Source organism: Pseudomonas siliginis (assembly GCF_019145195.1).
Classification (GTDB): Bacteria; Pseudomonadota; Gammaproteobacteria; order Pseudomonadales; family Pseudomonadaceae; genus Aquipseudomonas; species Aquipseudomonas siliginis.
In genome coordinates this window covers 87,535-114,017 of sequence record NZ_JAHSTW010000012.1, presented here as the reverse complement: position 1 = coordinate 114,017, position 26,483 = coordinate 87,535, and the positions used below count along the sequence as shown (strand labels likewise).

The window sequence follows — 26,483 nt, the reverse complement described above, 5'->3', positions numbered from 1 at the left end:
ATAAAACCAGAGGAACCTGATATGACATCCACTCCTGGACTGGGGGCTTTTCCCTTCCGCCGCACCTTCGGCGTACTGACTGCCGGGCTGCTGACCTTTTCGGTCAACGCCGCTCCGCTGACCCGCGATAACGGCGCGGCAGTCGGTGACAATCAGAACTCGCAAACTGCCGGCGCCAACGGCCCGGTGCTGCTGCAGGATGTGCAACTGATCCAGAAGCTGCAGCGCTTCGATCGTGAGCGCATTCCCGAGCGCGTCGTACATGCACGCGGCACTGGCGCTCACGGCACCTTCACCGTGACCGATGACCTCAGCGACCTGAGCAAGGCCAAGGTGTTCGCCGCAGGCCAGAGCACGCCGGTATTCGTGCGTTTCTCGGCGGTGGTGCATGGCAACCACTCCCCGGAAACCCTGCGTGATCCGCGCGGCTTCGCCACCAAGTTCTACACCGCGGACGGCAATTGGGATCTGGTCGGCAACAACTTCCCGACCTTCTTCATCCGTGATGCGATCAAATTCCCGGACATGGTGCACGCCTTCAAGCCCGATCCGCGCACCAACCTCGATGACGATTCGCGCCGGTTCGATTTCTTCTCCCATGTACCGGAAGCCACCCGCACACTGACCGAGTTGTATTCCAACTACGGTACTCCGGCCAGTTACCGGGAGATGGATGGCAATGGTGTTCATGCCTATAAGCTGATCAATGCCAAGAATGAAGTTCACTACGTGAAGTTTCACTGGAAGAGTCTTCAAGGCATCAAGAACCTCACGCCAAAACAAGTCAGCGAAGTTCAGGGTCAGGATTACAGTCATATGACCAACGACTTGGTGAGTAATATCAATAAAGGTAACTTTCCGAAGTGGGACTTGTACGTGCAAGTTCTCAAGCCACAGGATTTGTCCAAGTTTGATTTCGATCCATTGGATGCAACCAAGATCTGGCCGGGTATTGCCGAGCGCAAAGTTGGACAAATGGTCCTGAACCGTAATCCAGCCAATGTCTTCCAGGAAACCGAACAAGTTGCCATGGCACCGGCCAACGTAGTTCCGGGTATCGAACCTTCGGAAGATCGTTTGTTGCAGGGCCGAGTGTTCTCTTATGCCGATACGCAGATGTATCGCCTTGGTGCCAACGCTCTGCAATTGCCGATCAACGCACCGAAAATCGCAGTGAACAATGGCAATCAGGATGGCGCGATGAATTTTGGCGCCAGCCAGTCCGGCGTCAACTACCAGCCAAGCCGCCTGCAACCGCGTGAAGAAACGCCAGCGGCGCGTTACAGCCAGTCGGCGCTGGCGGGCAGCACGCAGCAGGCGAAGATCCAGCGTGAGCAGAACTTCAAGCAGGCCGGTGATCTGTATCGCTCGTACAGCAAGCAGGAGCGTCGCGACTTGATCGACAGCTTCGGCGGCTCGCTGGCCACCACCGATGACGAGAGCAAGCACATCATCCTGTCCTTCCTGTACAAGGCTGACCCCGAGTACGGCAGCGGTGTGACCGAAGTGGCCAAGGGCGACCTCAGCCGTGTGAAAGCACTGGCGGCCAAACTGACCGACTGATAGCGATGCGGCGTACGCGAGGGCTGTCCGGCCTCGCGTGCGCTCAAGGAGAGCCCGATGCGTATTTTTCTTTTATGCCTGGCCGGGTGCCTGTCGTTCAGCGCGTGGGCGGCACCGGTCGAGCAAAGCCCCGAGGCAATCAAGGCGCAGTTGCAGGATTACTATTTCGACGCCGCACGGCGTGGCGACGTGCCGATGCTCGAGACCTTTATCGAGTCCGGCTATTCCCTCGATACCCGCGACAGCAAGGGTTACACCGCGCTGATTCTGGCCGCCTACCACGGTCAGGCGCCGGCGGTTGAACGCCTGCTCGCCGCTGGCGCAGATGCCTGTGCTCAGGACCAACGCGGTAACACGGCGCTGATGGGCGCGATATTCAAAGGCGAATTACAGATCGCCCGACGCCTGATGGCCACCGATTGCAGCCCCGACCAGCGTAACGGCGCCGGGCAGACAGCGGCGATGTACGCCGGGCTGTTCAAGCGTCTGGAATTGCTTGATGCGTTGAAAGCCAAGGGCGCTGACCTCAATGCCGAGGATCCGCTGGGCAACAGCGCCGCACGTCTGGCCAGCGGCGAAATCCGTACTGCTGCGCCGCGCTGATCGGCGGTGGCTGCGTTATCATCGCGTCTTTTGTTCCGGGGGTTCTGATGGCCAAGGCCAAGCGCATGTACGGCTGCACCGAGTGCGGCGCAACCTTTCCCAAGTGGGCCGGGCAGTGCGGTGAGTGCGGTGCCTGGAACACCCTGACCGAAACCATGATCGAAAGCGGCGGGGCCACGGCCCCTGCCGGGCGCACCGGTTGGGCAGGGCAGCAGGCACAGATCAAGACGCTCGCCGAAGTCAGCATCGAAGAGATTCCACGTTTTTCCACCGCCTCCGGTGAGCTTGATCGCGTACTCGGCGGCGGGCTGGTCGATGGCTCGGTGGTGCTGATCGGCGGTGATCCGGGGATCGGCAAATCGACAATCCTGCTCCAGACCCTGTGCAATCTGGCCAAGAGCATGCCGGCGCTGTACGTCACTGGTGAGGAATCCCAGCAGCAGGTGGCGATGCGCGCCCGCCGTCTCGGCCTGCCGCAGGATCAACTGCGGGTGATGACCGAAACCTGCATCGAAACCATCATCGCCACCGCCCGCCAGGAAAAGCCCAAGGTGATGGTGATCGACTCGATCCAGACCATCTTCACCGAACAGCTGCAATCGGCGCCGGGCGGCGTGTCGCAGGTGCGTGAAAGTGCGGCGTTGCTGGTGCGTTACGCCAAGCAGAGCGGCACGGCGATCTTCCTCGTCGGCCACGTCACCAAAGAGGGCGCCTTGGCCGGTCCGCGTGTTCTGGAACACATGGTCGATACCGTGCTGTATTTCGAAGGTGAATCCGATGGTCGTCTACGTCTGCTGCGTGCGGTGAAGAACCGTTTCGGGGCGGTCAACGAATTGGGCGTGTTCGGCATGACCGACAAGGGCCTGAAAGAAGTCTCCAACCCATCGGCGATTTTTCTCACCCGCGCTCAGGAAGAAGTCCCGGGCAGTGTGGTCATGGCGACATGGGAAGGCACCCGGCCGATGTTGGTGGAAGTGCAGGCGCTGGTCGATGACAGTCATCTGGCCAACCCGCGTCGGGTGACGCTGGGCCTGGATCAGAACCGATTGGCGATGTTGCTCGCGGTGTTGCACCGCCATGGCGGGATCCCGACCCACGATCAGGACGTGTTCCTCAACGTGGTAGGCGGCGTGAAGGTGCTGGAGACGGCGTCGGATCTGGCGTTGATGGCGGCGGTGATGTCGAGTTTGCGCAATCGGCCGTTACCGCATGATCTGCTGGTGTTCGGCGAAGTCGGCCTGTCTGGCGAAGTGCGCCCGGTGCCGAGCGGGCAGGAGCGGCTGAAAGAAGCGGCCAAGCACGGCTTCAAACGCGCCATCGTGCCGAAGGGTAACGCTCCGAAGGAATCGCCGGCGGGGTTGCAGATCATTGCCGTGACCCGCCTTGAACAAGCACTTGACGCATTGTTTGAGTGAACGCCGAACCTCTGTGGTGAGGGGATTTATCCCCGTTGGGGCGCGTAGCGGCCCTGAAAAAACGGGTCTGCTGCGCAGCCCAACGGGGATAAATCCCCTCGCCACATAAATCCCCTCGCCACATAAATCCCCTCGCCACATAAGTCCCTTCACCACATAGATCCCCCTCACCACAGGGCATTCCAATTCGGGGTTGGGGGTGGCGCTAGATTTCGATCAGGGCACCCAGTTCGCGCTCCAGCTCGGCCTCATCCGCCAGATTCAGTTCGATCAAGCGGCGCAGGCGCTGGATCGATTCCAGGCTGATGTGCCGGCAGATGAACCCCAAGTGGCCGTTTTCCTCGTGGGCCAGATGCACGTCCATTTCGATATCGACGTCTTCGCTCAAATGAATGTCGACTAGGAAGTCCTGCTCATTATCCCCAAGCCACGGCTCCGGTCGCTCGATCAGCAGGCCCTTGAGCGACAGGTCGATCAACTTGACCGGCCAGATGTACTCGCCCTGTTTCAGCTCGGTTCGGGCATCGAACGCAATACGTTTGAAACGACGTCGATTGGCGGGGTGCTCGCTCATGGCGCAATCCTCATGAAGGTTCGCTGACTATAGACCGCGAATGCGGGCGCCAGCCAATCGCTCAAGCGTCTAGACCTATGTCGGGGTATGGCCTTTGGCGCCGTAAGCGCTAAACTCGGGGTGGCTGTCTTTCTTGTCCACCCTGGCTGGAATAATAAAATGAAAAATAATAATAGCCTGCTGCGCCACTTACCCTGGCTCGTGCTGGCAATCGTAGGAGCGTGCGCCCTTGGCGTAGTGGCATTGCGCCGCGGCGAGGCGATCAACGCCTTGTGGATTGTGGTCGCTGCCGTGGCCATTTATCTGGTTGCGTACCGTTACTACAGTCTGTTCATCGCCAACAACGTGATGCAACTGGATCCGCGTCGGGCCACCCCCGCCGTGCTCAACAACGATGGTCTGGACTATGTGCCGACCAACAAACACATTCTTTTCGGTCACCACTTCGCGGCCATCGCTGGCGCGGGGCCGCTGGTCGGTCCGGTGCTGGCGGCGCAGATGGGGTATCTGCCCGGCACACTCTGGCTGATTGCCGGTGTGGTGCTGGCGGGCGCGGTGCAGGACTTCATGGTCCTGTTCATGTCGACCCGACGCAACGGCCGTTCCCTGGGCGACATGGTGCGTGAAGAGATGGGCCGGATTCCCGGGACCATCGCACTGTTCGGCTGCTTCCTGATCATGATCATCATCCTCGCGGTGCTGGCGCTGATCGTGGTCAAGGCCCTGGCCGAGAGCCCGTGGGGCATCTTCACCGTAATGGCGACCATCCCGATCGCGATGTTCATGGGCATCTACATGCGCTACATCCGCCCGGGCCGCATCGGCGAAATCTCCGTGGTCGGTGTGTTGCTGCTGCTCGGTTCGATCTGGCTGGGCGGGCAGATTGCTGCCGATCCGGTATGGGCCAAAGCCTTCACCTTCACCGGTGTGCAGATTACCTGGATGCTGGTCGGTTACGGTTTTGTCGCCGCGTCGCTGCCGGTGTGGCTGATTCTCGCGCCGCGTGACTACCTGTCGACCTTCCTCAAGATCGGCACCATCGTCGCCCTGGCAATCGGCATTCTGGTGACCATGCCCGAGCTGAAAATGCCGGCGCTGACCCAGTTCGTCGACGGCACCGGTCCGGTGTGGAAGGGCGGTCTGTTCCCGTTCCTGTTCATCACCATCGCTTGCGGTGCGGTTTCCGGTTTCCACGCGTTGATCTCGTCGGGCACCACGCCGAAGCTGCTGGATAACGAAACCAACGCCCGCTACATCGGTTACGGCGGCATGCTGATGGAATCGTTCGTAGCGATCATGGCCATGGTTGCCGCTTCGGTGATCGAGCCGGGCGTGTACTTCGCCATGAACAGCCCGGCCGCCGTGGTCGGCAGTGATGCGGCGTCAGTGGCGCAAATGGTCACCAGCTGGGGCTTCGCGATTACGCCGGAGGCGCTGCAAGCGGTTGCCCATGATATCGGCGAAACCACCATTCTGGCCCGCGCCGGTGGTGCGCCGACCCTGGCGGTCGGGATCGCGCAGATCCTGCACAGTGTCCTGCCGGGTGAAAACACCATGGCGTTCTGGTACCACTTCGCGATCCTGTTCGAAGCGCTGTTCATCCTCACCGCTGTGGACGCCGGTACCCGTGCCGGACGCTTCATGCTGCAGGATCTGCTCGGCTCCTTCGTACCGGCGCTGAAACGCACCGAGTCGTGGGGTGCCAACCTGATCGCCACCGCCGGTTGTGTGGCGATGTGGGGCTGGTTGCTGTATCAGGGCGTGATCGATCCACTGGGCGGCATCAACACTCTGTGGCCATTGTTCGGCATCTCCAACCAGATGCTCGCCGGTATCGCGCTGATGCTCGGCACCGTGGTCCTGATCAAGATGAAGCGCCAGCGCTACATCTGGGTCACCCTGTTGCCGGCCACCTGGCTGTTGATCTGCACTACCACTGCTGGTTTCATCAAGCTGTTCGACGCCAACCCGGCGATCGGCTTCCTGTCCCTGGCCAAGAAGTACAGCGATGCGCTGGCCAACGGTCAGGTGCTGGCGCCAGCGAAAAGCGTCGAGCAGATGCAGCACGTGATCTTCAACGCCTACACCAACGCCACACTCACTGCGCTGTTCCTGTTCGTGGTGTTCAGCATCCTGTTCTATGCGCTCAAGGTCGGCATCGCCGCCTGGGGCAAAAAAGAGCGTACGGATAAAGAATCGCCATTCCAGGCCCTGCCGGATGCGTAACCAGAGGATTGCAGCATGTTCAATGACCTGAGTCGCCTCGGTAAATACCTCGGTCAGGCCGCGCGCTTGATGGTCGGCATGCCCGACTACGACACCTACGTCGAGCATATGCAAACCAAACACCCGGACAAACCGGTGATGAGCTACGAGATGTTCTTTCGCGAACGTCAGGAAGCCCGTTACGGTGGCAAGGGTGGGCCGAAGTGCTGTTGAGCTGACAGCATCAGGTTGAGGTAATCCCCTGTGGGAGCGAGCCTGCTCGCGAATACGGAGTGTCAGTTGATGAATGATTTGACTGACACACCGCTTTCGCGAGCAGGCTCGCTCCCACATTTGTTTTTGTGTTCTTTTCAGGAGATCGGGTTTTGTCTTCTCCCATTCCGGTAACGGTCCTCAGCGGTTTCCTCGGCGCCGGCAAGACCACCTTGCTGCGTCATTTATTGAAAGCCGAGCACGGCCTGAAAATCGCCGTGATCGAAAACGAATTCAGCGACGCCGGCATCGACACTCAGTTGCTGGGTGACGAGCCGGTGCAAGTCATGACCCTGGCCAACGGCTGCGTCTGCTGCACCATTCACACCGACCTGACCAAGGCGCTGTACTTGCTGCTCGAGCGCCTGGACAGCGGCGAGATCGCCTTCGATCGTCTGGTGATCGAGTGCACCGGTCTCGCCGATCCGGCACCGGTGGCGCAGACCTTTTTCATCGACGAAGAGCTGCGCGAGCGTTACCTGCTCGACGGCATCATCACCCTGGTCGACGCCGCCCACGCCGACGTGCACCTGACTCAGACCATCGCCCAGGCGCAGATCGGTTTCGCCGATCGCTTGCTGGTGAGCAAGACCGATCTGGTCGATGAGGCGACGCTCACCGCGCTGAGCGAGCGCCTTACGCGAATCAACCGCCGCGCGCCGATCCGCGTGGTCGAGCATGGCAATATCGATCTGGCTGAATTGCTGGATGTGCGTGGTTTCAACCTCAATGCTGACCTGGGCGGCGGTCTGAGCCTTCGTCCGGTGAGCAAGGCACCGTCGATCGATCGCATCTCCAGCCTGGTGTTGCGCACCGATCAGGCGCTGGATATCGATCAGCTCAGCGAGTTCATGAACGAACTGCTGGAAGAACACGGCAAGCAATTGCTGCGCTACAAAGGCGTGTTGAATATTGCCGGGGAAGATCGGCGGCTGGTTTTTCAGGGTGTGCTGAAACTCTATGGTTTCGACTGGGACACCGAATGGGCCGAGGGCGAGACGCGCGAGAGTGTGATCGTGTTTATTGCCGATGACTTGCCGGAAGAGAAGATTCGGGAGGGGTTTGCCAGGGTTGCAGCGCAACAAGCCTGATAATTTCAATAGCTCAAAAGGCCTCTTCGCGAGCAGGCTCGCTCCCACAGTAGAACGCATTCTGTCAGAAGGAATGCAATCCACTGTGGGAGCGAGCCTGCTCGCGAAGGCGGTCTAACCGACAGCACAATGCTCAAGGTCTGAACCCAGCAGTGTCTGCTCAAGATGATCCAGATGCCCATTCATCAGCCTCCCGGCCTTGCAAGCATCACCTCGCTCCACAATCTCAACCAACGCCAAATGCTCCTGCCATGCGCAACAGCTTCGCGTCGAACACTGACTCCGCGCAATCGCCAACGACGTCAGCGGCACGAGACTGCGCAGAAAATGCGCCAGCGGCAGATTTCCCGCCATCCGTGCCAACTGCAGATGAAACTCCCCCGATAACCGAATCGCCGCCCCGCGCCGATCCTGCTCGACGGCGCGCTTCTCGCGCTCTATCAACGTGCGCAAGCATTTCAAATCGTCTGGCTGCGGACGCTGACAGGCCAACCGCACCAAGGTGTTCTCAGCCAGCCGTCGCGCATGCAAGGTCTGCCGGATCAGTTCCCGATCAGGCGCGGCCACTCGTGGTCGATGATTGGCGCGCAACACCACGATCTGCTCGTGGGACAACTGCGTCAGCACCCGCCGCACATCGGCGCGGCTGGCGCTGAACATCGCCTGCAGACTGTCCTCGGTGAACCGGCTGTCTTCATCGATACGCTGCTCGAGAATCGCGTCGAACAGTCGCGGATACAGATCCTCCGTCGGCGTGCCGAGGCGAGAGACGGGCAGGGCGGTCGAATCGGCATGCGAGGCTGAAGCAAAACTGTTCATGGCCGTTCTCCTGGCAGATCAGGTGGGCAGGTTGTCGTCCGGAATGTTCAGCTCAACGCCCATGCGCTGGCCTTCGCGCAGAATGTGCCGACGCATTTCGGCGCTGGCCTGAGCGCTGTTCTTGCTGCGGATCGCGCGGACCACCGCTTCGTTTTCTTCCAGACGTTCGGCCAGATGTTCCGGGGAATTGCGCAACACTTCGGCGCTTTGCTTGAGGGCATTGCTGGTCTGCTGCACCACGCTCTGGAAAATCGGGTTCGAAGTCAGCGTGAACAATTCTTCGTGGAAGGCGATGTAGGCGCTGACCCCGGCTTCACTGTCACCGGCCTCGAGGGCTTCGCGCATGTCCATCAGGGTCAGGCGCAACTGGCCGACTTCCTTGCTGCTGATCGATTGCGCGACCAGCCCGACGATGAACGGCTCGAGGGTGTAGCGCAGTTGCAGCACATCTTCGAGACTGGCGCCGGCCACCGCGCTGTCGTGGCTCTGGCTGTCGCTGAGTTGCGCATCGAGGACGACCACGCCTTTGCCCGGCATCGAGCGCACCAGGCCGAGTGTTTCCAGCACGATCACCGCTTCGCGCAGGCTCGGCCGGCTGATGCCCAGTTGTTCGGCAAGTTCGCGCTGGCCCGGCAGCATGTCGCCGGAGCGCCACTGGCCTCGGGCCAACGCGGCGCGGAGTTTTTCCACCACTGAATTGACGACGGTTGAAGTTGTAATCACGTATTGGCTCCCTGCGCCGTGCCTGCGCATTGGCAGGCACGGCACTCATTCAGAATTCTTTGGCCGCCGCCGGAGCGACGGTTTTTCGCGGTTGAAAGTTATAGCCCTGCTCGCCGTTGAGCACCTTGTTCGCGCGCTGCACGTCGATGTCCTTTTCCCAGCGGGCGATGGCCACGGTAGCGACGCAGTTGCCGATCAGATTGGTCAGCGCCCGGCCGATGCCCATGAACCAGTCCACGGCCAATACCAGCACCAGACCAACCACGGGAATCGCCGGGATCGCCGTCAGCGTTGCCGCGAGAATCACCAGCGCCGAACCGGGAATGCCGTGGGCGCCTTTGGAGGTAATCAGCGACACCAGCAGGATGGTCAGCAAGTCGGTCATCGCCAATGGCGTGCCGGTGGCGTTGGCGATGAACACGATGGCCAGGGTCAGGTAAATCGAGAAGCCGTCGAGGTTGAACGAGTACCCGGTCGGGATCACCAGACCGACCGTCGAGCTGCCGATACCGAGGTGTTCGAGCTTGCGCATGATCTGCGGCAGCACGGCGTCGGAAGAGGCGGTGCCCATGACGATCAGCAGTTCTTCCCGCAGGTACTTGAGCAGCGGCCACATGCGCAGGCCGGAGACGCGCATCACCAGACCGAGGATCAGCGCGACGAAGGCGACGCAGGTCAGGTAGAACAGACCGACCAGACTGCCCAGGTGCTGCAACGAATCGAGGCCGTATTTGCTGGTGGTGAAGGCGATGGCGCCGAATACGCCGATCGGCGCCAGCCGGACGATCATACCCATGATGCGGAAAATCACGTGGCTGAGTTCGTTGATCAGTCGCGAAATCCCGGAAGCCGCTTCGCCAACCAGATTCAGTGCACTGCCGAACAGCACCGAGAACAGCAGCACTTGCAAGATATTGTTGTCAGCGAAGGCACCGATCACCGAGGTCGGGATCAGGTCCATCAGAAATTGCGTGGTGGTGTGCATGTGCTGGCTGCGCTCGGCGAGGTCGCCCATGTCGGCGCTGGAGAGCTGCTCCAGATGAATGTTCGCGCCGCTGCCAATGCCGGTGCTGAAGGCGAACACCAGACCGATCACCAAGGCGATGGTGGTCAGCACTTCGAAGTAGATCACCGACTTGAGGCCGATGCGCCCGACCTTCTTCAGATCGCCCGCGCCGCTGATGCCGCTGACCACCACGCAGAACACGATCAGGCCAATCAGCATCTTGATCAGTTTGATGAAGCCATCGCCGAGCGGTTTGAGCTGAGCGGAGTATTCAGGAAGGGTAAGCCCGCAGACGATGCCGAGCATCAGTCCGAGAACCACTTGAAGGAAGATTGAACGCGAGCACCATCTGAGCATGGGAGAAATCCTGGGTCGGTGCCCTGGCTGCCGCACGCGTTGCGTAGCGGATGCAGGACTTAATTATTGTGGTCTTACCGGTATGTCCAGTGCAGGCGCAGTCTAGGCTTGGGTTTTTCCTGATTACAAGAGGAAAACATGAAATTGGCATGACCGGTCTGACCAGCGGCCAAAGCCGCGTCTAGGAGCTGCCGCAGACTGCGATCTTTTGATCTTTTCAACAGGCGAAAAAAAACCGGCCAATCACTTGGCCGGTTTTTCATGCTGCTGGTTTAACGTCGCGATTAAGCGCCGTACACCGGCAGTTTCTTGCAGATGGCTTTGACTTTCTCGCGAACGGCGTCGATCACCGCTTCGTTGTTCAGGTCAGCCAAGATGTCGCAGATCCAGCCGGCCAGCTCTTTGCACTCAGCCTCTTTGAAACCGCGAGTGGTGACAGCCGGAGTACCGAAGCGCAGGCCGGAAGTCACGAACGGCGAGCGTGGATCGTTCGGCACGGAGTTCTTGTTCACGGTGATGAACGCTTTGCCCAGAGCGGCGTCAGCGTCTTTACCGGAGATGTCCTGCTTGATCAGCGACAGCAGGAACAGGTGGTTTTCAGTACCGCCCGAAACCACGTCGAAACCGCGTGCGATGAACACTTCGGCCATGGCCTTGGCGTTCTTCACCACTTGTTGCTGGTAAGCCTTGAACTCAGGCTGCAGCGCTTCCTTGAAGCAGATCGCCTTGGCCGCGATCACGTGCTCCAGCGGGCCACCCTGTGCCCCCGGGAATACTGCGGAGTTGAGCTTCTTCTCGATCTCGGCGTTCGCTTTGGCCAGGATCAGACCGCCACGTGGACCGCGCAGGGTCTTGTGCGTGGTGGTGGTCACGACGTCGGCGAACGGCACCGGGTTCGGGTACACACCAGCGGCAACCAGACCGGCGACGTGAGCCATGTCGACGAACAGGTAAGCGCCGACCTTGTCAGCGATTTCGCGGAAGCGCGGGAAGTCGAGGATCTGCGAGTAGGCCGAGAAACCGGCAACGATCATTTTCGGCTTGTGCTCGACCGCCAGGCGCTCGACTTCGTCGTAGTCGATCAGGCCGTTGGCATCGATACCGTATTGAACGGCGTTGTACAGCTTGCCCGAGGAGGAAACGCTGGCGCCGTGGGTCAGGTGACCGCCATGGGCCAGGCTCATGCCCAGAATGGTGTCGCCACCTTGCAGCAGAGCCAGGTAAACAGCAGCGTTGGCTTGGGAACCAGCGTGCGGCTGAACGTTGGCGTAATCGGCGCCGAACAGTTCCTTGGCACGGTCGATGGCCAGTTGCTCAACCACGTCCACGTATTCGCAACCACCGTAGTAACGCTTGCCCGGATAGCCTTCGGCGTACTTGTTGGTCAGGACCGAGCCTTGAGCTTCCATCACCGCTGGGCTGGTGTAGTTTTCCGAAGCGATCAGCTCAATGTGTTCTTCCTGACGCTGAGCTTCTTGCTCCATGGCGGCAAAAAGGTCGGCGTCGTACTTGGCAATAGTCAAATCACGGCTGAACATGGCGGTCCTCAAGGATCGGGGGCAGAAAAGGGGGGCATTCTAACCCAACCGCTTTTGGATGACATATGAAACGACGTCATGTCGCAGACAAGTGGCGTTCATGACAGATGTGCGGTGCTTTTGCCGGCCCCTTCGCGAGCAGGCTCGCTCCCACATTGATCGTTCCCACGCTCTGCGTGGGAATGCAGCCCGTGACGCTCCGCGTCACCTGCCGAAGCGGACGCAGAGCGTCCAGTGAGGCATTCCCACGCGGAGCGTGGGAACAATCGAAGGCTGCGATCTTTTCGGGCGCGCCGCAGTTCTTCAGTCGAACATGAACAGCGCGTCGTTACAGAACTGCGCTTCAAACCGTCCCGCCGGCATCGGCCGGCCGAACAGATAGCCCTGCACCTCATCGCAACCATGCTCACGCAGGAAGTCCAGCTGCTCGTGAGTCTCCACACCCTCGGCAATCACCGCAAGATTCAGGCTGTGGGCCATGGCGATGATCGCCCGGGCGATCTGCGCGTCCTGTTCGCCGGACGGCAGGCCGTCGACGAAGGTGCGGTCGATCTTCAGCACGTCGATCGGGAATTGCTTGAGGTAGTTGAGCGATGAATAACCGGTGCCGAAGTCATCGACTGCGATGCTCAGACCAAGGTTTTTCAGCCCGGCAAGAATCTGCATCGCCTCGCTGACTTCGCGCATCAGGATGCTTTCGGTCAGTTCCAGCTCCAGACACGCCGGCGGCAGGCCGGTTTCGCGCAGGATCGTCGCGATTCGCGTGCCCAACTGGCCGTCGGAGAACTGCCGTGCGGAAATGTTCACCGACACCTTCGGCACCCGCACCCGTTGCTGGTGCCAGGTTTTCAGCTGTCGACAGGCCTCGCTGATGACCCAGTCGCCAACGTCCACCACCAGACCGAGCTCTTCCAGCACCGGAATGAAATCACCCGGCGGCACCAGCCCGCGACGCGGATGTCGCCAGCGCAGCAGCGCTTCGGCGCCGGTCAAGCGTTTGCCGTCGCCACTGAACTGCGGCTGGTAATACAGGACGAATTCGTTCTGCTCCAGCGCATGGCGCAGATCGCTTTCCAGTTCCAGACGCTCCAGCGCACTGGCGTTCATGTCGGCCTGATAGAACTGGAAGTTGTTCTTGCCGCGTTCCTTGGCGTGGTACATCGCCGTGTCGGCGTTCTTCATCAACTGGCTGAGTTCGTTGCCGTCCTGCGGACTCAGGGCGATGCCGATACTGGCGGTGACGAAGAACTCGCGGCCCTCAAGCACGAACGGCCGCACCAGGCTGGCGAGAATCTGCTCGGCGACATGAATCGCCCGGTTCAGCGCCAGTTCGCGGTTGGAGCGATGCTGCAGCAGCAAGGTGAATTCGTCGCCACCCATGCGCGCGACGGTATCGTCGTCATCGACGCATGCCAGCAGGCGCGTGGCCATGTCCTTGAGCATGCGGTCGCCGGCGGCGTGGCCGAGGGAGTCGTTGATCGGTTTGAAACGGTCGAGGTCGAGGAACATCAGCACCACCCACGACTTCTGCCGTTCGGCCGCTTGCAGCGCGGTGTGCAGACGATCCTGGAACAGCGTGCGGTTCGGCAAATGGGTGAGGGCATCGTAATAGGCGAGGCGGTGGATGCGCTGCTCGCTGGCCTTGCGCTCGCTGATGTCGCTGAAGAAACACACGTAACTGGCCAGATCGCCCTCATCGTCGAGCACGGCAGTAATGCCGACCCACGCCGGGTAATGCTCGCCGTTACGGCGCTTCATCCACACTTCGCCTTCCCAGGTGCTGTGCTCGTGCAACTGCTTGAGCACGTAGCGCAAGTGCGCGTCCTGCTGCTCGTCGACGGTGAGCATGTTCGGCAACTGGTCGAGCACTTCGCCGACGCTGTAGCCGCTGACCCGACTGAAGGCTTCGTTGGCCTGGACGATGTAGCCGGCCGGGTCGGTGATCAGGATCGCCGAAGTCGAGTGCTCGAATACCGTAGCGGCCATGCGCAGATCTTTTTCGGCACGGCGCTGCTGGCTGATATCGCGGCCGACGCCGAGCACGCCTTCGAACGCGCCGTGTTCGTCCCACACCAGCACCAGGCGCAGTTCGATCGGAATCTTGCGACCGTCGGCGCGCAGGCAATCGAAGAGGAACAGCTGCGTTTGCACCTGACTGCGCAGCAATGCCAGTTGCTCGGGCTTGTCCAGCGCCTTGCTGACGCGGTCCATCAGCACATGAATGCCGTTCAGTTGCCCGGGATTGGCGATGATCGATTGCCAGCCGTTCTGGAAGATCCATTCGGCGTTGTAACCGAGCACCGCCTGCACCGACGGGCTGACGTAGTTCAGCGAGAGCTTGCTGTCGGTGGAGAAAATCACGTCGCTGATGCTTTCGGCGAGCATGCGGTAACGCTGCTCGCTGTCACGCAGCGATTCGCTGGCCTCGATCTGTTCGGTGATGTCCTTGGCCACGCCGATGATCCGCGTGACCTGATCGTGCTTGTCCCGCGCCAGCGCCTGTTCACGGATGTCGAAGCGCCGCCACTTGCCGTCGCGATGACGGAAGCGCAGTTGGCATTGCAACAGCTGGCTGTAACCGGCGTGGCGCTGCAACTGCCGCGAGCGATGGTAATGGTCGGCGTCTTCCGGGTGCAGGAGGATTTCCCAGAAGTACTCGCCCATCTGATGCAGTTCAGTGCGGTTGTAGCCGAGGGTCTGGCCGAGGTGGTGGTTGCTGAAAATCATCCGCTGGCTGATCACGTCTTGCACATACAGATGATCCGGCACGGTGCGCACCACGTCCGACCAGAAGCCTTCGCGCTCCAGCAACGACAGCTCGATCAGCTTGCGGCTGGTGATGTCGTTGATGCTGAGAATCACCGCTTTATAGTCGTGCTGCTCGCTCGGCAGGCGCAGGACCATCCACAGGTGCTGGTCGCGACCATTGCTGTTGGGCAGTTTGATTTCCAGTTCCAGTTGTTTCTGCTGCTGCAGGACGGCGTCGAGGATCTGCTGACCGATCGCGCACTGCGGATGGCGCTGGCCATCGATCAGCAGTTGCCAGGCATCGTCGCAGGAATGCACATCGAGCAGTTGCAAGGCAACCTGGTTGACTTCGGTGACGCGCATTTCCGCGAGCAACTGCTGGCGCTGCTGCGGTTGGTCGAGCCAGGCCTTGAGCTGGTCGCTGGTCTGGATCTGCGCCTTGTCGAACATCTGCTTGAGGCCGGACAGGTCAAGCACGCACAAGGCCACGCCGGTGCCTTCGAAAATATCCTGGTAACGCCGCCGGCCTTCATGTACCTGGCGCTGGCGCCGACGCATGTTCAGCAGTGCAATCACCGGCAACATCGAGAACGCCAGGCCGAGCAGGCATTTGCCGATGAACGCCGGCAGCAGTTCTTCGAGTACGCGCTGGCGGTCGAACAGCCCGCGCAGTTGCCAGTCGCTGCTGCTCAGCGGCACGGTCAGCACGGTGTTGGCGACATCGTCAGGCGTCAGCCCGCCAGCCTTGGCCGAGGGCAGCCCTGCTTCGCGGCTGATGATCTGGTGATTGAGGCGGTTTTCCACCAGCCACAACGGGCGCAGGGCGGTGGCGTCCTGTTTGGTCAGCGAGTCGAAGAAGGTTGGCGTCAGGCGTAAGGCCCAGTAACCGCGACTGCTGCCGCTGGCCTGATGCAACAGCAGGTGCACCACCGAGCCGTCATCGGCATTGCTGAAGTAATGCGCTTGGGCACGGCTGCGGCGTACCAGTTCGGTCAGGTAATCGGCGTCGGAACTGTCGGTGGCGCTGTCGCTGATGATCCGGCCGGAGGGCGAGAGCAGGGCCATGCTGCGCAGGTCGGGCAGCGAGCGTTGCAGTTTGCGCAGGAGCATCTGCTGTTCGTCGGCAGTTTGCGGTTGCTCGACGATCGGTAGCAGATTGAGGGCGATTTGCGCGTTCAGCGCCATGTTAAGGCTGACTTGAGCGGCGAGGTCGGCGGTGTAGTCGATGGTGTACTGGCGCTGGTTCTTCTGGGTTTCACGCAATTGATCGAGCAGTTGCCAGAACAGCAACGCGAGCAATAACAGCACGAGGGTGGCCAGCGCACCCTTTAATGTCCCGCGCAGGGGCGAGCCGGGCGCCGGTGGGGTGCTGCTCACAGAGGCTGGCGGAGTGACATTGGTCAAGCTGTGATCCTGCGATTTGGCTGGACTGGCGCGACGTGCACTATAAGCCGGACGCCCGAAGGGCGGCTAGCATGCCTTGAGTTGTGGCGAAGTGCCAGCCCCTCTCGGCTGGACTGCCATCGGTCATTAAGGTAGCTTTGCCGGTTACGCGGGGGCGTTCCAGCTCCTAGAATCAGACTTTTTCCGCGCGCACGCATTGATGATCCTCAAGTGAACGACGCGCACCGGTCTGGCCAGGCATCGCCTGCGCTCCAATCATTCATCTGTCACTGACCCAAGGTTCTCCATGGCTCAATACGTCTTCACCATGCATCGGCTGGGCAAAGTTGTTCCGCCGAAGCGGGAAATTCTCAAGAACATTTCGCTGTCCTTCTTCCCCGGCGCCAAGATCGGCGTACTCGGCCTCAACGGTTCGGGTAAATCCACGCTGCTGAAAATCATGGCTGGCGTCGACACCGAGTTCGAAGGCGAAGCCCGTCCGATGCCGGACCTGAACATCGGTTACCTGCCGCAAGAGCCGCAGCTCGACCCTGCCAAGACCGTACGTGAAGTGGTCGAGGAAGCGGTCAGCGTGATCAAGGATGCGCAAGCGCGTCTGGACGAAGTCTACGCGGCTTACGCCGACCCGGATGCCGACTTCGACAAGCTCGCCGCTGAACAGGCCAAGCTCGAAGCGATTCTGCAGGCCAGCGACGGCCACAACCTCGAGCGCCAACTGGAAGTCGCCGCTGATGCGCTGCGTCTGCCAGCCTGGGACGCGAAAGTCGAACACCTGTCCGGTGGTGAAAAGCGTCGTGTCGCCCTGTGCCGTCTGCTGCTGTCCGCACCAGACATGCTGCTGCTCGACGAACCGACCAACCACTTGGACGCTGATTCGGTGGCGTGGCTGGAGCATTTCCTCCACGACTTCCCGGGCACCGTGGTCGCGATCACGCACGACCGTTACTTCCTCGACAACGTCGCCGGCTGGATTCTGGAACTCGACCGCGGCGCGGGCATTCCTTACGAGGGCAACTATTCGGGCTGGCTCGAAGCCAAGTCCGATCGTCTGGCCCAGGAATCCAAGCAGCAGTCGGCTCACGAAAAAGCCATGAAAGAAGAACTGGAGTGGGTGCGCAAAGGCGCCAAGGCCCGCCAGTCGAAATCCAAGGCACGTCTGCAACGCTTCGAAGAAATGCAATCGCAGGAATTCCAGAAGCGCAGCGAGACCAACGAGATCTACATCCCGGCCGGTCCGCGCCTGGGCGACAAGGTCATCGAATTCAAGAACGTCACCAAAGGCTACGGCGATCGCGTGTTGATCGACAACCTGTCGTTCTCCATGCCGAAAGGCGCCATTGTCGGCGTGATCGGTGGTAACGGTGCCGGTAAGTCGACGCTGTTCCGCATGCTCATGGGCAAGGAAACTCCGGATTCGGGCAGCATCGAAATCGGCGAAACCGTGCAACTGGCCTGCGTCGACCAGAGCCGCGAAGACCTCGACGGCAGCAAGACCGTGTTCCAGCAGATTTCCGACGGTTCCGACCAGATCCGCATCGGCAACTACGAGATCCCGTCGCGTACCTACGTCGGTCGCTTCAACTTCAAGGGCGGCGATCAGCAGAAGTTCGTCAAGGACCTCTCCGGCGGTGAGCGCGGTCGTCTGCACCTGGCGCTGACCCTGAAGGAGGGCGGCAACGTCCTGCTGCTCGACGAACCGTCCAACGACCTCGACGTGGAAACCCTGCGTTCGCTGGAAGAAGCCCTGCTGGACTTCCCGGGCGCCGCCATTGTGATCTCCCACGATCGGTGGTTCCTTGACCGTGTCGCCACGCACATCCTGGCGTACGAAGACGACTCGCAAGCGGTGTTCTTCGAAGGCAACTACACCGAGTACGAAGCCGACCGCAAAAAACGCCTCGGCGAAGCAGCGGCCCAGCCACACCGGGTACGTCACAAGAAACTGGCCTGATATCGGGTTGGTTGCATAAAAGAACGGAGCCTTCGGGCTCCGTTTTTTTTTGCCCGGTTTTTCAGGGATACCGAGTTGGATTCATCGCTGGCAAGCCAGCTCCCACAGGGTTTTGTGGGGTGTTCGAGTTATGTGTTTCACCGATGTCCACTGTGGGAGCTGGCTTGCCAGCGATGGCGGTATAACTGTTGGTGCATGGCTTGAATTTGATCTCACCATTCAGGTGCAAAACTGGGCAAAAACCAGCCTGATTTATATCCTGTGCACCATTTAATTTCATAACTGCGACATTTTGCTCTGTTCCTGTGCGCAATTCGTTTGTTACAGTCCGGCCCAATCTCCTCCAACGACAATAAATTTGCCGAGACTTTGCCCATGATCGAATCCGTCGAATCCTTCCTTGCGCGCCTGAAAAAACGCGACCCGGATCAACCCGAATTCCACCAGGCTGTCGAAGAAGTCCTGCGCAGTCTGTGGCCGTTTCTTGAAGCCAATCCGCATTACCTGACTTCGGGCATTCTGGAGCGCATCTGCGAGCCGGAGCGTGCGCTGGTGTTCCGCGTGTCGTGGGTCGACGATCAGGGTAAGGTCCAGGTCAATCGCGGCTTCCGTATCCAGATGAACAGCGCCATCGGCCCGTACAAGGGCGGCTTGCGTTTTCATCCGTCGGTGAACCTCGGCGTGCTGAAATTTCTCGCCTTCGAGCAGACCTTCAAGAACTCGCTGACCTCCCTGCCCATGGGCGGCGGCAAGGGCGGTTCCGACTTTGATCCGAAGGGCAAGAGCGATGCTGAAGTCATGCGTTTCTGCCAGGCGTTCATGAGCGAGTTGTATCGCCACATCGGCGCCGACGTTGACGTGCCGGCCGGTGATATCGGTGTCGGTGCGCGGGAGATCGGTTTCCTCTTTGGCCAGTACAAGCGCCTGAGCAGCCAGTTCACCAGCGTCCTCACCGGCAAGGACATGACCTACGGCGGCAGCCTGATTCGCCCGGAAGCCACCGGTTTCGGCTGCGTGTACTTCGCCGAGGAGATGCTCAAGCGCCGCGGGCAGAGCGTGGAAGGCAAGCGCGTGGCGATTTCCGGTTCTGGCAACGTTGCTCAGTACGCGGCGCGCAAATTCATGGATCTCGGCGGCAAAGTGATTTCCCTGTCCGACTCCGAAGGCACGCTGTACTGCGAAGCAGGCTTGAGCGAAGCACAGTGGCTGGCGCTGCTGGAGCTGAAGAACATCAAACGCGGGCGCATCAGCGAACTGGCGAGCGCCCATGGTCTGGAATTCCGCGCCGGCCAACATCCGTGGTCGCTGCCGTGCGATATCGCGCTGCCCTGCGCGACGCAGAACGAGCTCGACGCCGAGGCCGCACGCACGCTACTGCGCAATGGCTGCGTCTGTGTGGCTGAAGGCGCGAACATGCCGACCACGCTGGAGGCTGTGGATATCTTTATCGAGGCCGGGATTCTGTTCGCACCGGGCAAGGCGTCGAATGCGGGCGGTGTTGCCGTCAGCGGTCTGGAAATGTCGCAGAACGCCATGCGCCTGCTGTGGACGGCGGGCGAGGTCGACAGCAAGCTGCACGCGATCATGCAGTCGATCCACCACGCCTGTGTGCATTACGGCGAAGACAACGGTCAGGTCAATTACGTCAAAGGCGCGAACATCGCCGGTTTCGTCAAAGTCGCCGATGCGATGTTGGCGCAAGGCGTGGTTTAAGCCGGTTCGATGCGAATCACTTCGATCAGTTGGTCGCCGGCAGGCCGCTGCCATAGCACTTCATCGTTGAGCCGGGCGCCGAGCAAGGCCCGGCCCAGCGGTGAGGCCCAGTTGATCAGGCCCTGACTGGCGTCGGCCTGATCCTCGCCGACCAGTTGCACGCGGTGTTCAGTGTCGTGTTCATCGGCGAAGGTCACCCAGCTACCGATCTGCACCTTGTCGGTGGAAGTCGCAGCGACTGCGACTTGGGCGCTGCTCAGGCGTTGAGTGAAATAACGCAGATCCCGTTGCAGATCGGCCAAGCGTTGCTTGTCGGCCTGCTCGCCCTTGGCCGTTTGCTCAGCGTGCAGGCTCTGCAACTCGGCGACTTTCGCCTGCAATTGCGCCAGACCTTGCGGGGTGACGTAGTTGGGCTGCGTGCTGACCTGACGTTCGACCGGCTGATCGGCCTGCGCGGCGGCGTTGTCTTCGTTGACGAATGCGCGACTCATGAAGTCCTCCTGTTAAAGGATTTGGGCCATGGTTGCCGGCATTTGGTTTCAACGGATGTCTGCAAGCGACCTATTGCGAGCGATAAGCCCGCCCGACGTCCTGGTCCTTCTGCTGCTGCCAGGCGCGTTCGCGTTCGTCCCAATGCTCGTTGCGATATTGCTCGCGATCCTTGTTTTCGAGCATCGCCTGACATTGGCGGAAGCCGTCGACCCAGCCGTCGGCGTATTGCTGATCCTTGAGATAGCGCGGCACATTCTTGCGAAACTCGCCGCTGATCGAGCCCGCTGCTTGCCGGCCGCTGACGCAGCCGTCATCGAAACCGTCGGCGAAGGCCGGTGGATAACCCTTGGCGATCAAGTCTTCATGGGTGGTCTGGCAACCGCCCAGCGCCAATACAACGCCCAACAATCCCACGTACCGCCACATCGCACTCTCCCGCGCCGATTTTCGGCTGATACGGGAAGTCTAGAAGGCGATTCATGAGGCGGCTGTCGAAGGCCTGTGAAAAATCCATTGCACACCACAAAGCGCCTGTGGGAGCGAGCCTGCTCGCGAAGGCGCCGTGTCAGGCAACACTACTATTGACAGGCCCACCGTTTTCGCGAGCAGGCTCGCTCCCACAGGGAGATTCACAGGCTCGGGATCAGTAGTGATACCACTTCACTTCCAGCATGACTTCCGTCTCGGGGCTGGCGAGCTGGCTGAATTCGCGTTGCGCGCTCAGGCGCAAACCGAGGTTGCGCGACAGCTCCCACTGCTGATTCAGGCTCAGGCTGCGGCGCACTTCGCCGTTGAAGAAGTAGTCGCCCTTGGCCTCCAGGCTCAGATTGCCCAGCGGGTTTTTCCACAGCACGCCGGTATTGAAGCCACCAGCCGGGGAAACGAACTCGGCGAAGTCGTTGTTGTGCTCCACGCGCACCGTGCCAAGCGCGAAGCCGAGCACGTCTTCGCCCAACTGCCACGTGCCGCCGCCGCCACCGTTGACATGGCTGACCAGCGTTTCGTCGTCATGCTTGCCCGGCACGCGCTCAAGGCCACCGGTGACTTGCCACGACAGCGGCTGCAGCAGCTCGTTGCGCGGTGTCAGCGAACGGATGGTGGCCAGATCCAGTTGCTGCAACTGCCAGTCATTGCCTTCGTACTGGCGCAGCTTCAGTTGCAGGATCTCGATCTGCGCGCCGAGAGGAAAGCTTTCGGCGTTGTCGTTGAGGTCGTGATAAGCCATGCGCAGGCCATATTCGCCAAAGGCGCGATCGCCGCGCGTACCGAGGCCGGCCTGCCAGGTGCGGGACTCGTGGCCATCTTCGGGCAGACCGGGTTGCGGAATTTCCAACTCCGGCGCCGGGTTCTTGTTGATCGCCCGCAGCAGTTCGAAACTGCGCTGCGCTCGTTGCGGGTCGCGCTCCTGACCATTGGCGCGGTAGCGCTCCAGACGATAGGCGGCGTCAACGATCAACGCCTGACGTGCGCGCGGCAGGGCTTTGAACGTTGGCTCTTGCAGGACTTTTTGATCGGCGCTGACTTTCAGCACCCATTGCTGTTCGTCATCGCTCAAAGGCTCGGCGCGGCTGAGCAGTTCACGTTCGCGGGACGGGCGATATTCGATGTGCTCGACCAGCCCGGCCTCTTTCACCGCTTTCACAGTGTCGGTCGGGATCGCGGTCAGCGGGAATTGTTCGGTCAGGCGCAGGCTCGGCCGCGCCACTTGCAGCAGCTCCAGCAAGCGATACGAGCAGTTTTCGTCAAAGAAGAAATAGTCGAACTGGATCTGCTTGAGCTCCCACACATGCTCGACCATGCGTGCGGTTTCTTCCTGAGTCAGGTTGAGGCGGTATTCCCACAGGTCACGGTTTTCCAGGCTGCGGTATTCCGAGAGTTTTTCCTGGTACGGCACCAGCGCGAACAGCCCCGGGTAGCCGCCCATCAAGCCTTTCCAGGCATACAGAATGCTGTTGTCCGAGCCTTCGATGTAGGCGCCGAAGTTGATCGCGTAGCTGAGCAGCGAGGTCTTGTCGGCCTGCACATCCGCCTGATCGATGCGCAGCAGGGTGTGGCCGAACATCGACGACGGGCTGTTGAGATACGCCGCCGGGAAAATCATCACCGCACTGTGCGGCGAGACGTCCTTGAACCATTGCTTGTATTCGGCGCATTCGGGCGCTGGCAGGTCGGCGAGATTGAGCTGCGCTTTCAGCCAGCGTGTACGCGCCGGGTAGACGCATTGTGCGTGTTGTTCGCCGAGACTGGCCGGGGCGTACAGCGCCTGCACGGTGGCGGCCAGTTCACGGTCCGGATGTTCATTGCCGTCGGGCGCGAGAAAAAACTTCTTGTCGCTGACATAGCTGCGCCAGCCGCCGAGCTTGGCGGTTTCGTAATGACCCAGAGAAATCCAGAAGCGGTCGTTGGCCAGTTGCTGCAAACGTTGAGGATCGATGTGAGGCGCGGCGGACAGCGGGGCGCAGACACAGAGCGCCAGCCAGGCAAGGCGTTTGAGCATAGTCGGCAACTTGAACAGGAAAGAAATAAAAGACCCAAAGAGGGGCGGGCCAAAAAAACAAAACCCGCTTCCCGAAGGAAGCGGGCGGGGTCGAGCTTAAGCCTGAGTTGCGTACTTGGCCAGACGTGGGTCCGATTTCAGTACTGCCAGGGTGTTGGTATGCACGTCTTCAGCGGTCACGTCAGCTTTGCTGAAGATCTGCTGGAAGTGCTCGTGGGTCACTTGCGCGAAGTGCGCACGATCTTCCGGTGCTACGCCCAGGACCACGGCATAAGTGGTCAGCGCTTCGCCATTGCCTTTGGCCATGTCTTCGGACAGCTCGTTCATCATGCCATTCATGGCGAACCAGGATTTGCCGCCGTAGGTCAGCGATGCGTTGGTCGAGCAACCGTTGGTGCCGGAAGTCATACCGAACGTGGCGTTACCGGAAGTGCCGTTGGTGGTGGAAGCAAGGAAGTGCGCCGGGGTACCACGCTGACCTTCGAACAGCATGTTGCCCCAACCGCAATCCGGGCCGCCCGGGGCTTGCGCCATTGCGTTGATGGATACAGCGGTGAAGAGAGTACCGAGAAGAATCCGTTTCATAGCTTTGTTCTCTTTATGTGCATACCAATGGACAGGGTTCTGGCCCTTCGCGCTCTGCCCGAGGACAGAACCGAAAGTGTCAGTGGGCCGGTATTAGTTCCAGCCGCGCAGTTTGGAGTTTAGGCACGTTCCAGCGGTTCCGTGACTTTTTGCAAAATATTTGGAATAAACTTCTGATTTAGCGGGACGCGTCGGCCGGCCGCGCGCTTGTCTATGCTTTGTCATGTGGCGCGCCTTGCCAGTGGGGCACGGGCAGCGCCAGAATGCCGCTACCTGCCCCGCCTGATTGTTAAGGAAGCCCGATGCCTGATCCTGTTGCTGCCAGCCTGCGTCTTGCGCCCGAAGCGCTGACTCGTCCGTTTTCCGCTGAACAGTTCAGCTTCACTAGCACCAATGATCTGGAGCCCTTTCGCGGTGTGCTCGGCCAGGAACGCGCGGTCGAAGCCTTGCAGTTCGGTGTGGCGATGCCACGCCCCGGTTACAACGTATTCGTCATGGGCGAGCCCGGCACTGGCCGTTTTTCGTTCGTCAAACGCTACCTGAAAGCCGAAGGCAAGCGCCTGCAGACCCCGGCGGACTGGGTCTACGTCAACAATTTCGATGAGCCGCGCGAACCGCGTGCACTGGAGCTGCCATCGGGCACGGCGGCCTCGTTCATCGGCGACATTAACGGCCTGATCGACAATCTGCTGGCGACTTTTCCGGCTGTTTTCGAACACCCGTCCTACCAGCAGAAAAAAAGCGCCATCGACCGCGCCTTCAACCAGCGCTACGACAAGGCGCTGGACATTATCGAGCGGCTGGCCCTGGAAAAAGACGTCGCCCTGTACCGCGACAGCAGCAATATCGCCTTCACCCCGATGCTCGACGGCAAGGCCCTGGACGAAGCCGAATTCGCGCAGTTGCCGGAAGCCGAGCGCGAGCGGTTTCACGATGACATTTCCGGCCTCGAAGAGCGCCTGAACGAAGAACTCGCCAGCCTGCCGCAGTGGAAGCGCGAGTCGAACAATCAACTGCGTCACCTCAACGAAGAGACCATCACCCTGGCCTTGCAGCCGTTGCTGGCGCCGCTGTCGGAGAAGTACGCGGAGAACGCCGGGGTCTGCGGTTACCTGCAAGCGATGCAGGTCTACCTGCTGAAAACCGTGGTCGAGCAACTGGTCGACGACAGCAAGACCGACGCCGTCGCGCGCAAGTTGCTGGAAGAACAATACGCACCAAGCCTGGTGGTCGGGCATCCGGCCAGCGGCGGTGCACCGGTGGTGTTCGAACCGCATCCGACCTACGAAAACCTGTTCGGCCGCATCGAGTACACCACCGATCAGGGCGCGCTCTACACCACTTACCGGCAGTTGCGTCCGGGTGCGCTGCATCGCGCCAACGGCGGCTTCCTGATTCTTGAAGCGGAAAAAATGCTCAGCGAGCCGTTCGTGTGGGATGCGCTCAAACGCGCCCTGCAATCGCGCAAACTGAAAATGGAATCGCCGCTGGGCGAGATGGGCCGCTTCGCCACCATGACCCTGAATCCGCAGCACATCCCGCTGCAGGTCAAAGTCATCATCATCGGTGCGCGGCAGCTGTATTACACGCTGCAGGATCTTGATCCGGACTTCCAGGAGATGTTCCGCGTTCTGGTCGACTTCGACGAAGACATCCCGATGGTCGACGAAAGCCTCGAGCAGTTCGCCCAGCTCCTGAAAACCCGTACTTCGGAAGAAGGCATGGCGCCGTTGACCGCCGATGCGGTGGCACGATTGGCGACCTACAGCGCACGGCTGGCCGAGCATCAGGGGCGCTTGTCGGCGCGCATTGGTGATCTGTTCCAACTGGTCAGCGAGGCGGATTTCATTCGCCATCTGGCCGGCGATGAAATGACCGACGCCGGCCATATCGAACGCGCCCTGAAAGCCAAGGCCACCCGCACCGGGCGGGTCTCGGCGCGGATTCTCGACGACATGCTCGCCGGAATCATCCTCATCGACACTGACGGCGCAGCGGTCGGCAAGTGCAACGGGCTGACGGTGCTGGAGGTCGGCGATTCGGCGTTCGGCGTGCCGGCGCGCATTTCCGCCACGGTGTACCCGGGCGGCAGCGGTATCGTCGACATCGAACGTGAGGTCAACCTCGGCCAGCCGATTCACTCCAAAGGCGTGATGATCCTCACCGGTTATCTGGGCAGCCGTTACGCTCAGGAATTCCCGCTGGCGATCTCGGCGAGCATTGCGCTGGAACAGTCGTACGGTTACGTCGACGGCGACAGCGCATCGCTGGGCGAGGCGTGCACGCTGATTTCGGCGCTGTCGAAAACCCCGCTCAAGCAATGTTTTGCCATCACCGGTTCGATCAACCAGTTCGGCGAAGTGCAGGCCGTCGGCGGGGTCAACGAGAAGATCGAAGGCTTCTTCCGCCTCTGCGAAGCACGCGGCCTGACCGGCGAGCAGGGCGCGATCATTCCCCAGGCCAACGTCGCCACGCTGATGCTCGATGAGAAAGTCCTCGCCGCCGTGCGCGCCGGGCAGTTCCACGTGTATGCAGTGCGTCAGGCCGATGAGGCGCTGAGCCTGCTGGTGGGTGAGCCGGCCGGGGAGCCGAACGCCGATGGCGAATTCCCCGAAGGCAGCATCAATGCGCGAGTGGTTGAGCGCCTGCGCGATATCGCCGAGATGATCAGCGAAGAGGACCTGAAAGAGGCCGAGAAGGAACTGGCGCAGGAGGCTCTCGCCGAAGCCAAACCGGCCTGACAGGCTTGCAATAAACCCTGTGGGAGCGAGCCTGCTCGCGAAAGCGCTGTTTCAGTTGACGAATGAGTTGGCTGATCCATCGTCTTCGCGAGCAGGCTCGCTCCCACAGTGCTTTTCCAGATTGATCTCTGCGGGGATCTTCGGGGAATGTGCCACTGCTCTGGCGCCAATATTCACACAATGAC

General features: G+C 60.6%; 19 protein-coding genes. 9 read left to right on the top strand and 10 right to left on the bottom strand.

What is annotated here, in order from left to right; genetic code table 11:
- Positions 1 to 21 precede the first annotated feature (21 nt).
- The 3 genes from katB to radA are packed head-to-tail and all read left to right on the top strand — an operon-like array spanning position 22 to position 3,581.
- The gene (katB, locus tag KVG87_RS23130; RefSeq protein ID WP_217852747.1) at positions 22 to 1,563 is read left to right on the top strand and encodes a catalase KatB; all 1,542 of its coding nucleotides are present in this window, start codon (positions 22 to 24) and stop codon (positions 1,561 to 1,563) included.
- Positions 1,564 to 1,620: 57 nt separating this feature from the next.
- Complete coding sequence (locus KVG87_RS23125) at positions 1,621 to 2,166, top strand: ankyrin repeat domain-containing protein (RefSeq protein WP_076564177.1); 546 nt, start codon at positions 1,621 to 1,623, stop codon at positions 2,164 to 2,166.
- Positions 2,167 to 2,213: 47 nt separating this feature from the next.
- Entirely contained in the window at positions 2,214 to 3,581 is a 1,368-nt protein-coding gene (gene radA / locus KVG87_RS23120) for a DNA repair protein RadA (protein WP_217852744.1), read from the top strand.
- A 205-nt stretch (positions 3,582 to 3,786) separates the two neighbouring features.
- On the opposite strand, the gene KVG87_RS23115 is transcribed toward radA, so the two are convergent.
- Positions 3,787 to 4,155: a PilZ domain-containing protein gene (locus KVG87_RS23115; protein ID WP_217852742.1), complete on the bottom strand. Its 369-nt coding sequence runs from the start codon at positions 4,153 to 4,155 to the stop codon at positions 3,787 to 3,789.
- Between the two features lie 159 nt (positions 4,156 to 4,314).
- Here KVG87_RS23115 and KVG87_RS23110 point away from each other — a divergent pair, with 159 nt between their 5' ends.
- The 3 genes from KVG87_RS23110 to yjiA all read left to right on the top strand — a co-directional run bounded on the left by KVG87_RS23110 (position 4,315) and on the right by yjiA (position 7,724).
- Positions 4,315 to 6,381 (top strand): carbon starvation CstA family protein, encoded by a 2,067-nt coding sequence (locus KVG87_RS23110; protein ID WP_217852740.1) that lies wholly within the window; start codon positions 4,315 to 4,317, stop codon positions 6,379 to 6,381.
- A gap of 15 nt (positions 6,382 to 6,396) precedes the next feature.
- Entirely contained in the window at positions 6,397 to 6,594 is a 198-nt protein-coding gene (locus KVG87_RS23105; RefSeq protein WP_003228401.1) for a YbdD/YjiX family protein, read from the top strand.
- 152 nt (positions 6,595 to 6,746) lie between these two features.
- Positions 6,747 to 7,724 carry a GTPase gene (yjiA, locus tag KVG87_RS23100; protein ID WP_217852738.1) on the top strand — a complete coding sequence of 326 codons (978 nt, stop codon included), beginning with the start codon at positions 6,747 to 6,749 and terminating at the stop codon, positions 7,722 to 7,724.
- Between the two features lie 114 nt (positions 7,725 to 7,838).
- Here yjiA and KVG87_RS23095 read toward each other — a convergent pair whose 3' ends face one another.
- From KVG87_RS23095 to morA, 5 genes are all read right to left on the bottom strand, one after another.
- Entirely contained in the window at positions 7,839 to 8,543 is a 705-nt protein-coding gene (locus tag KVG87_RS23095; protein WP_217852736.1) for a GntR family transcriptional regulator, read from the bottom strand.
- 18 nt (positions 8,544 to 8,561) lie between these two features.
- Positions 8,562 to 9,266, bottom strand: a complete 705-nt coding sequence (locus tag KVG87_RS23090; RefSeq protein WP_016773102.1) for a FadR/GntR family transcriptional regulator — start codon at positions 9,264 to 9,266, stop codon at positions 8,562 to 8,564.
- 49 nt (positions 9,267 to 9,315) lie between these two features.
- Complete coding sequence (locus tag KVG87_RS23085; RefSeq protein WP_041477785.1) at positions 9,316 to 10,629, bottom strand: C4-dicarboxylate transporter DctA; 1,314 nt, start codon at positions 10,627 to 10,629, stop codon at positions 9,316 to 9,318.
- Between the two features lie 284 nt (positions 10,630 to 10,913).
- On the bottom strand, positions 10,914 to 12,167 hold the full coding sequence (gene glyA, locus KVG87_RS23080; RefSeq protein ID WP_041477786.1) for a serine hydroxymethyltransferase: 1,254 nt from the start codon (positions 12,165 to 12,167) through the stop codon (positions 10,914 to 10,916).
- Between the two features lie 303 nt (positions 12,168 to 12,470).
- Entirely contained in the window at positions 12,471 to 16,319 is a 3,849-nt protein-coding gene (gene morA / locus KVG87_RS23075; RefSeq protein ID WP_150638468.1) for a cyclic di-GMP receptor MorA, read from the bottom strand.
- Positions 16,320 to 16,605: 286 nt separating this feature from the next.
- On the opposite strand from morA, the gene ettA reads away from it, so the two are divergent.
- Together ettA and gdhA are read left to right on the top strand one after the other, a co-directional pair.
- The gene (gene ettA, locus KVG87_RS23070; protein WP_016773108.1) at positions 16,606 to 18,270 is read left to right on the top strand and encodes an energy-dependent translational throttle protein EttA; all 1,665 of its coding nucleotides are present in this window, start codon (positions 16,606 to 16,608) and stop codon (positions 18,268 to 18,270) included.
- Positions 18,271 to 18,645: 375 nt separating this feature from the next.
- Positions 18,646 to 19,983 (top strand): NADP-specific glutamate dehydrogenase, encoded by a 1,338-nt coding sequence (gdhA, locus tag KVG87_RS23065; protein ID WP_217852733.1) that lies wholly within the window; start codon positions 18,646 to 18,648, stop codon positions 19,981 to 19,983.
- Here the strand turns inward: gdhA and KVG87_RS23060 are convergent.
- The 4 genes from KVG87_RS23060 to KVG87_RS23045 all read right to left on the bottom strand — a co-directional run bounded on the left by KVG87_RS23060 (position 19,980) and on the right by KVG87_RS23045 (position 23,557).
- Positions 19,980 to 20,474, bottom strand: coding sequence for a GreA/GreB family elongation factor (locus KVG87_RS23060; RefSeq protein WP_042610511.1), 495 nt, complete (start codon positions 20,472 to 20,474; stop codon positions 19,980 to 19,982). The two genes, gdhA and KVG87_RS23060, sit on opposite strands and share 4 nt — an antisense overlap.
- A 70-nt stretch (positions 20,475 to 20,544) precedes the next feature.
- A complete protein-coding gene (locus KVG87_RS23055) occupies positions 20,545 to 20,901 on the bottom strand; it encodes a hypothetical protein (protein ID WP_217852731.1) in 357 nt (118 codons plus the stop codon).
- A 217-nt stretch (positions 20,902 to 21,118) separates the two neighbouring features.
- Positions 21,119 to 22,972: an Lnb N-terminal periplasmic domain-containing protein gene (locus KVG87_RS23050; RefSeq protein WP_024014368.1), complete on the bottom strand. Its 1,854-nt coding sequence runs from the start codon at positions 22,970 to 22,972 to the stop codon at positions 21,119 to 21,121.
- A 96-nt stretch (positions 22,973 to 23,068) separates the two neighbouring features.
- Positions 23,069 to 23,557: a DUF3015 domain-containing protein gene (locus tag KVG87_RS23045; RefSeq protein WP_016773112.1), complete on the bottom strand. Its 489-nt coding sequence runs from the start codon at positions 23,555 to 23,557 to the stop codon at positions 23,069 to 23,071.
- A gap of 302 nt (positions 23,558 to 23,859) precedes the next feature.
- Here KVG87_RS23045 and KVG87_RS23040 point away from each other — a divergent pair, with 302 nt between their 5' ends.
- Positions 23,860 to 26,298, top strand: a complete 2,439-nt coding sequence (locus KVG87_RS23040; RefSeq protein WP_016773113.1) for a Lon protease family protein — start codon at positions 23,860 to 23,862, stop codon at positions 26,296 to 26,298.
- The last annotated feature ends 185 nt before the right edge of the window (positions 26,299 to 26,483 follow it).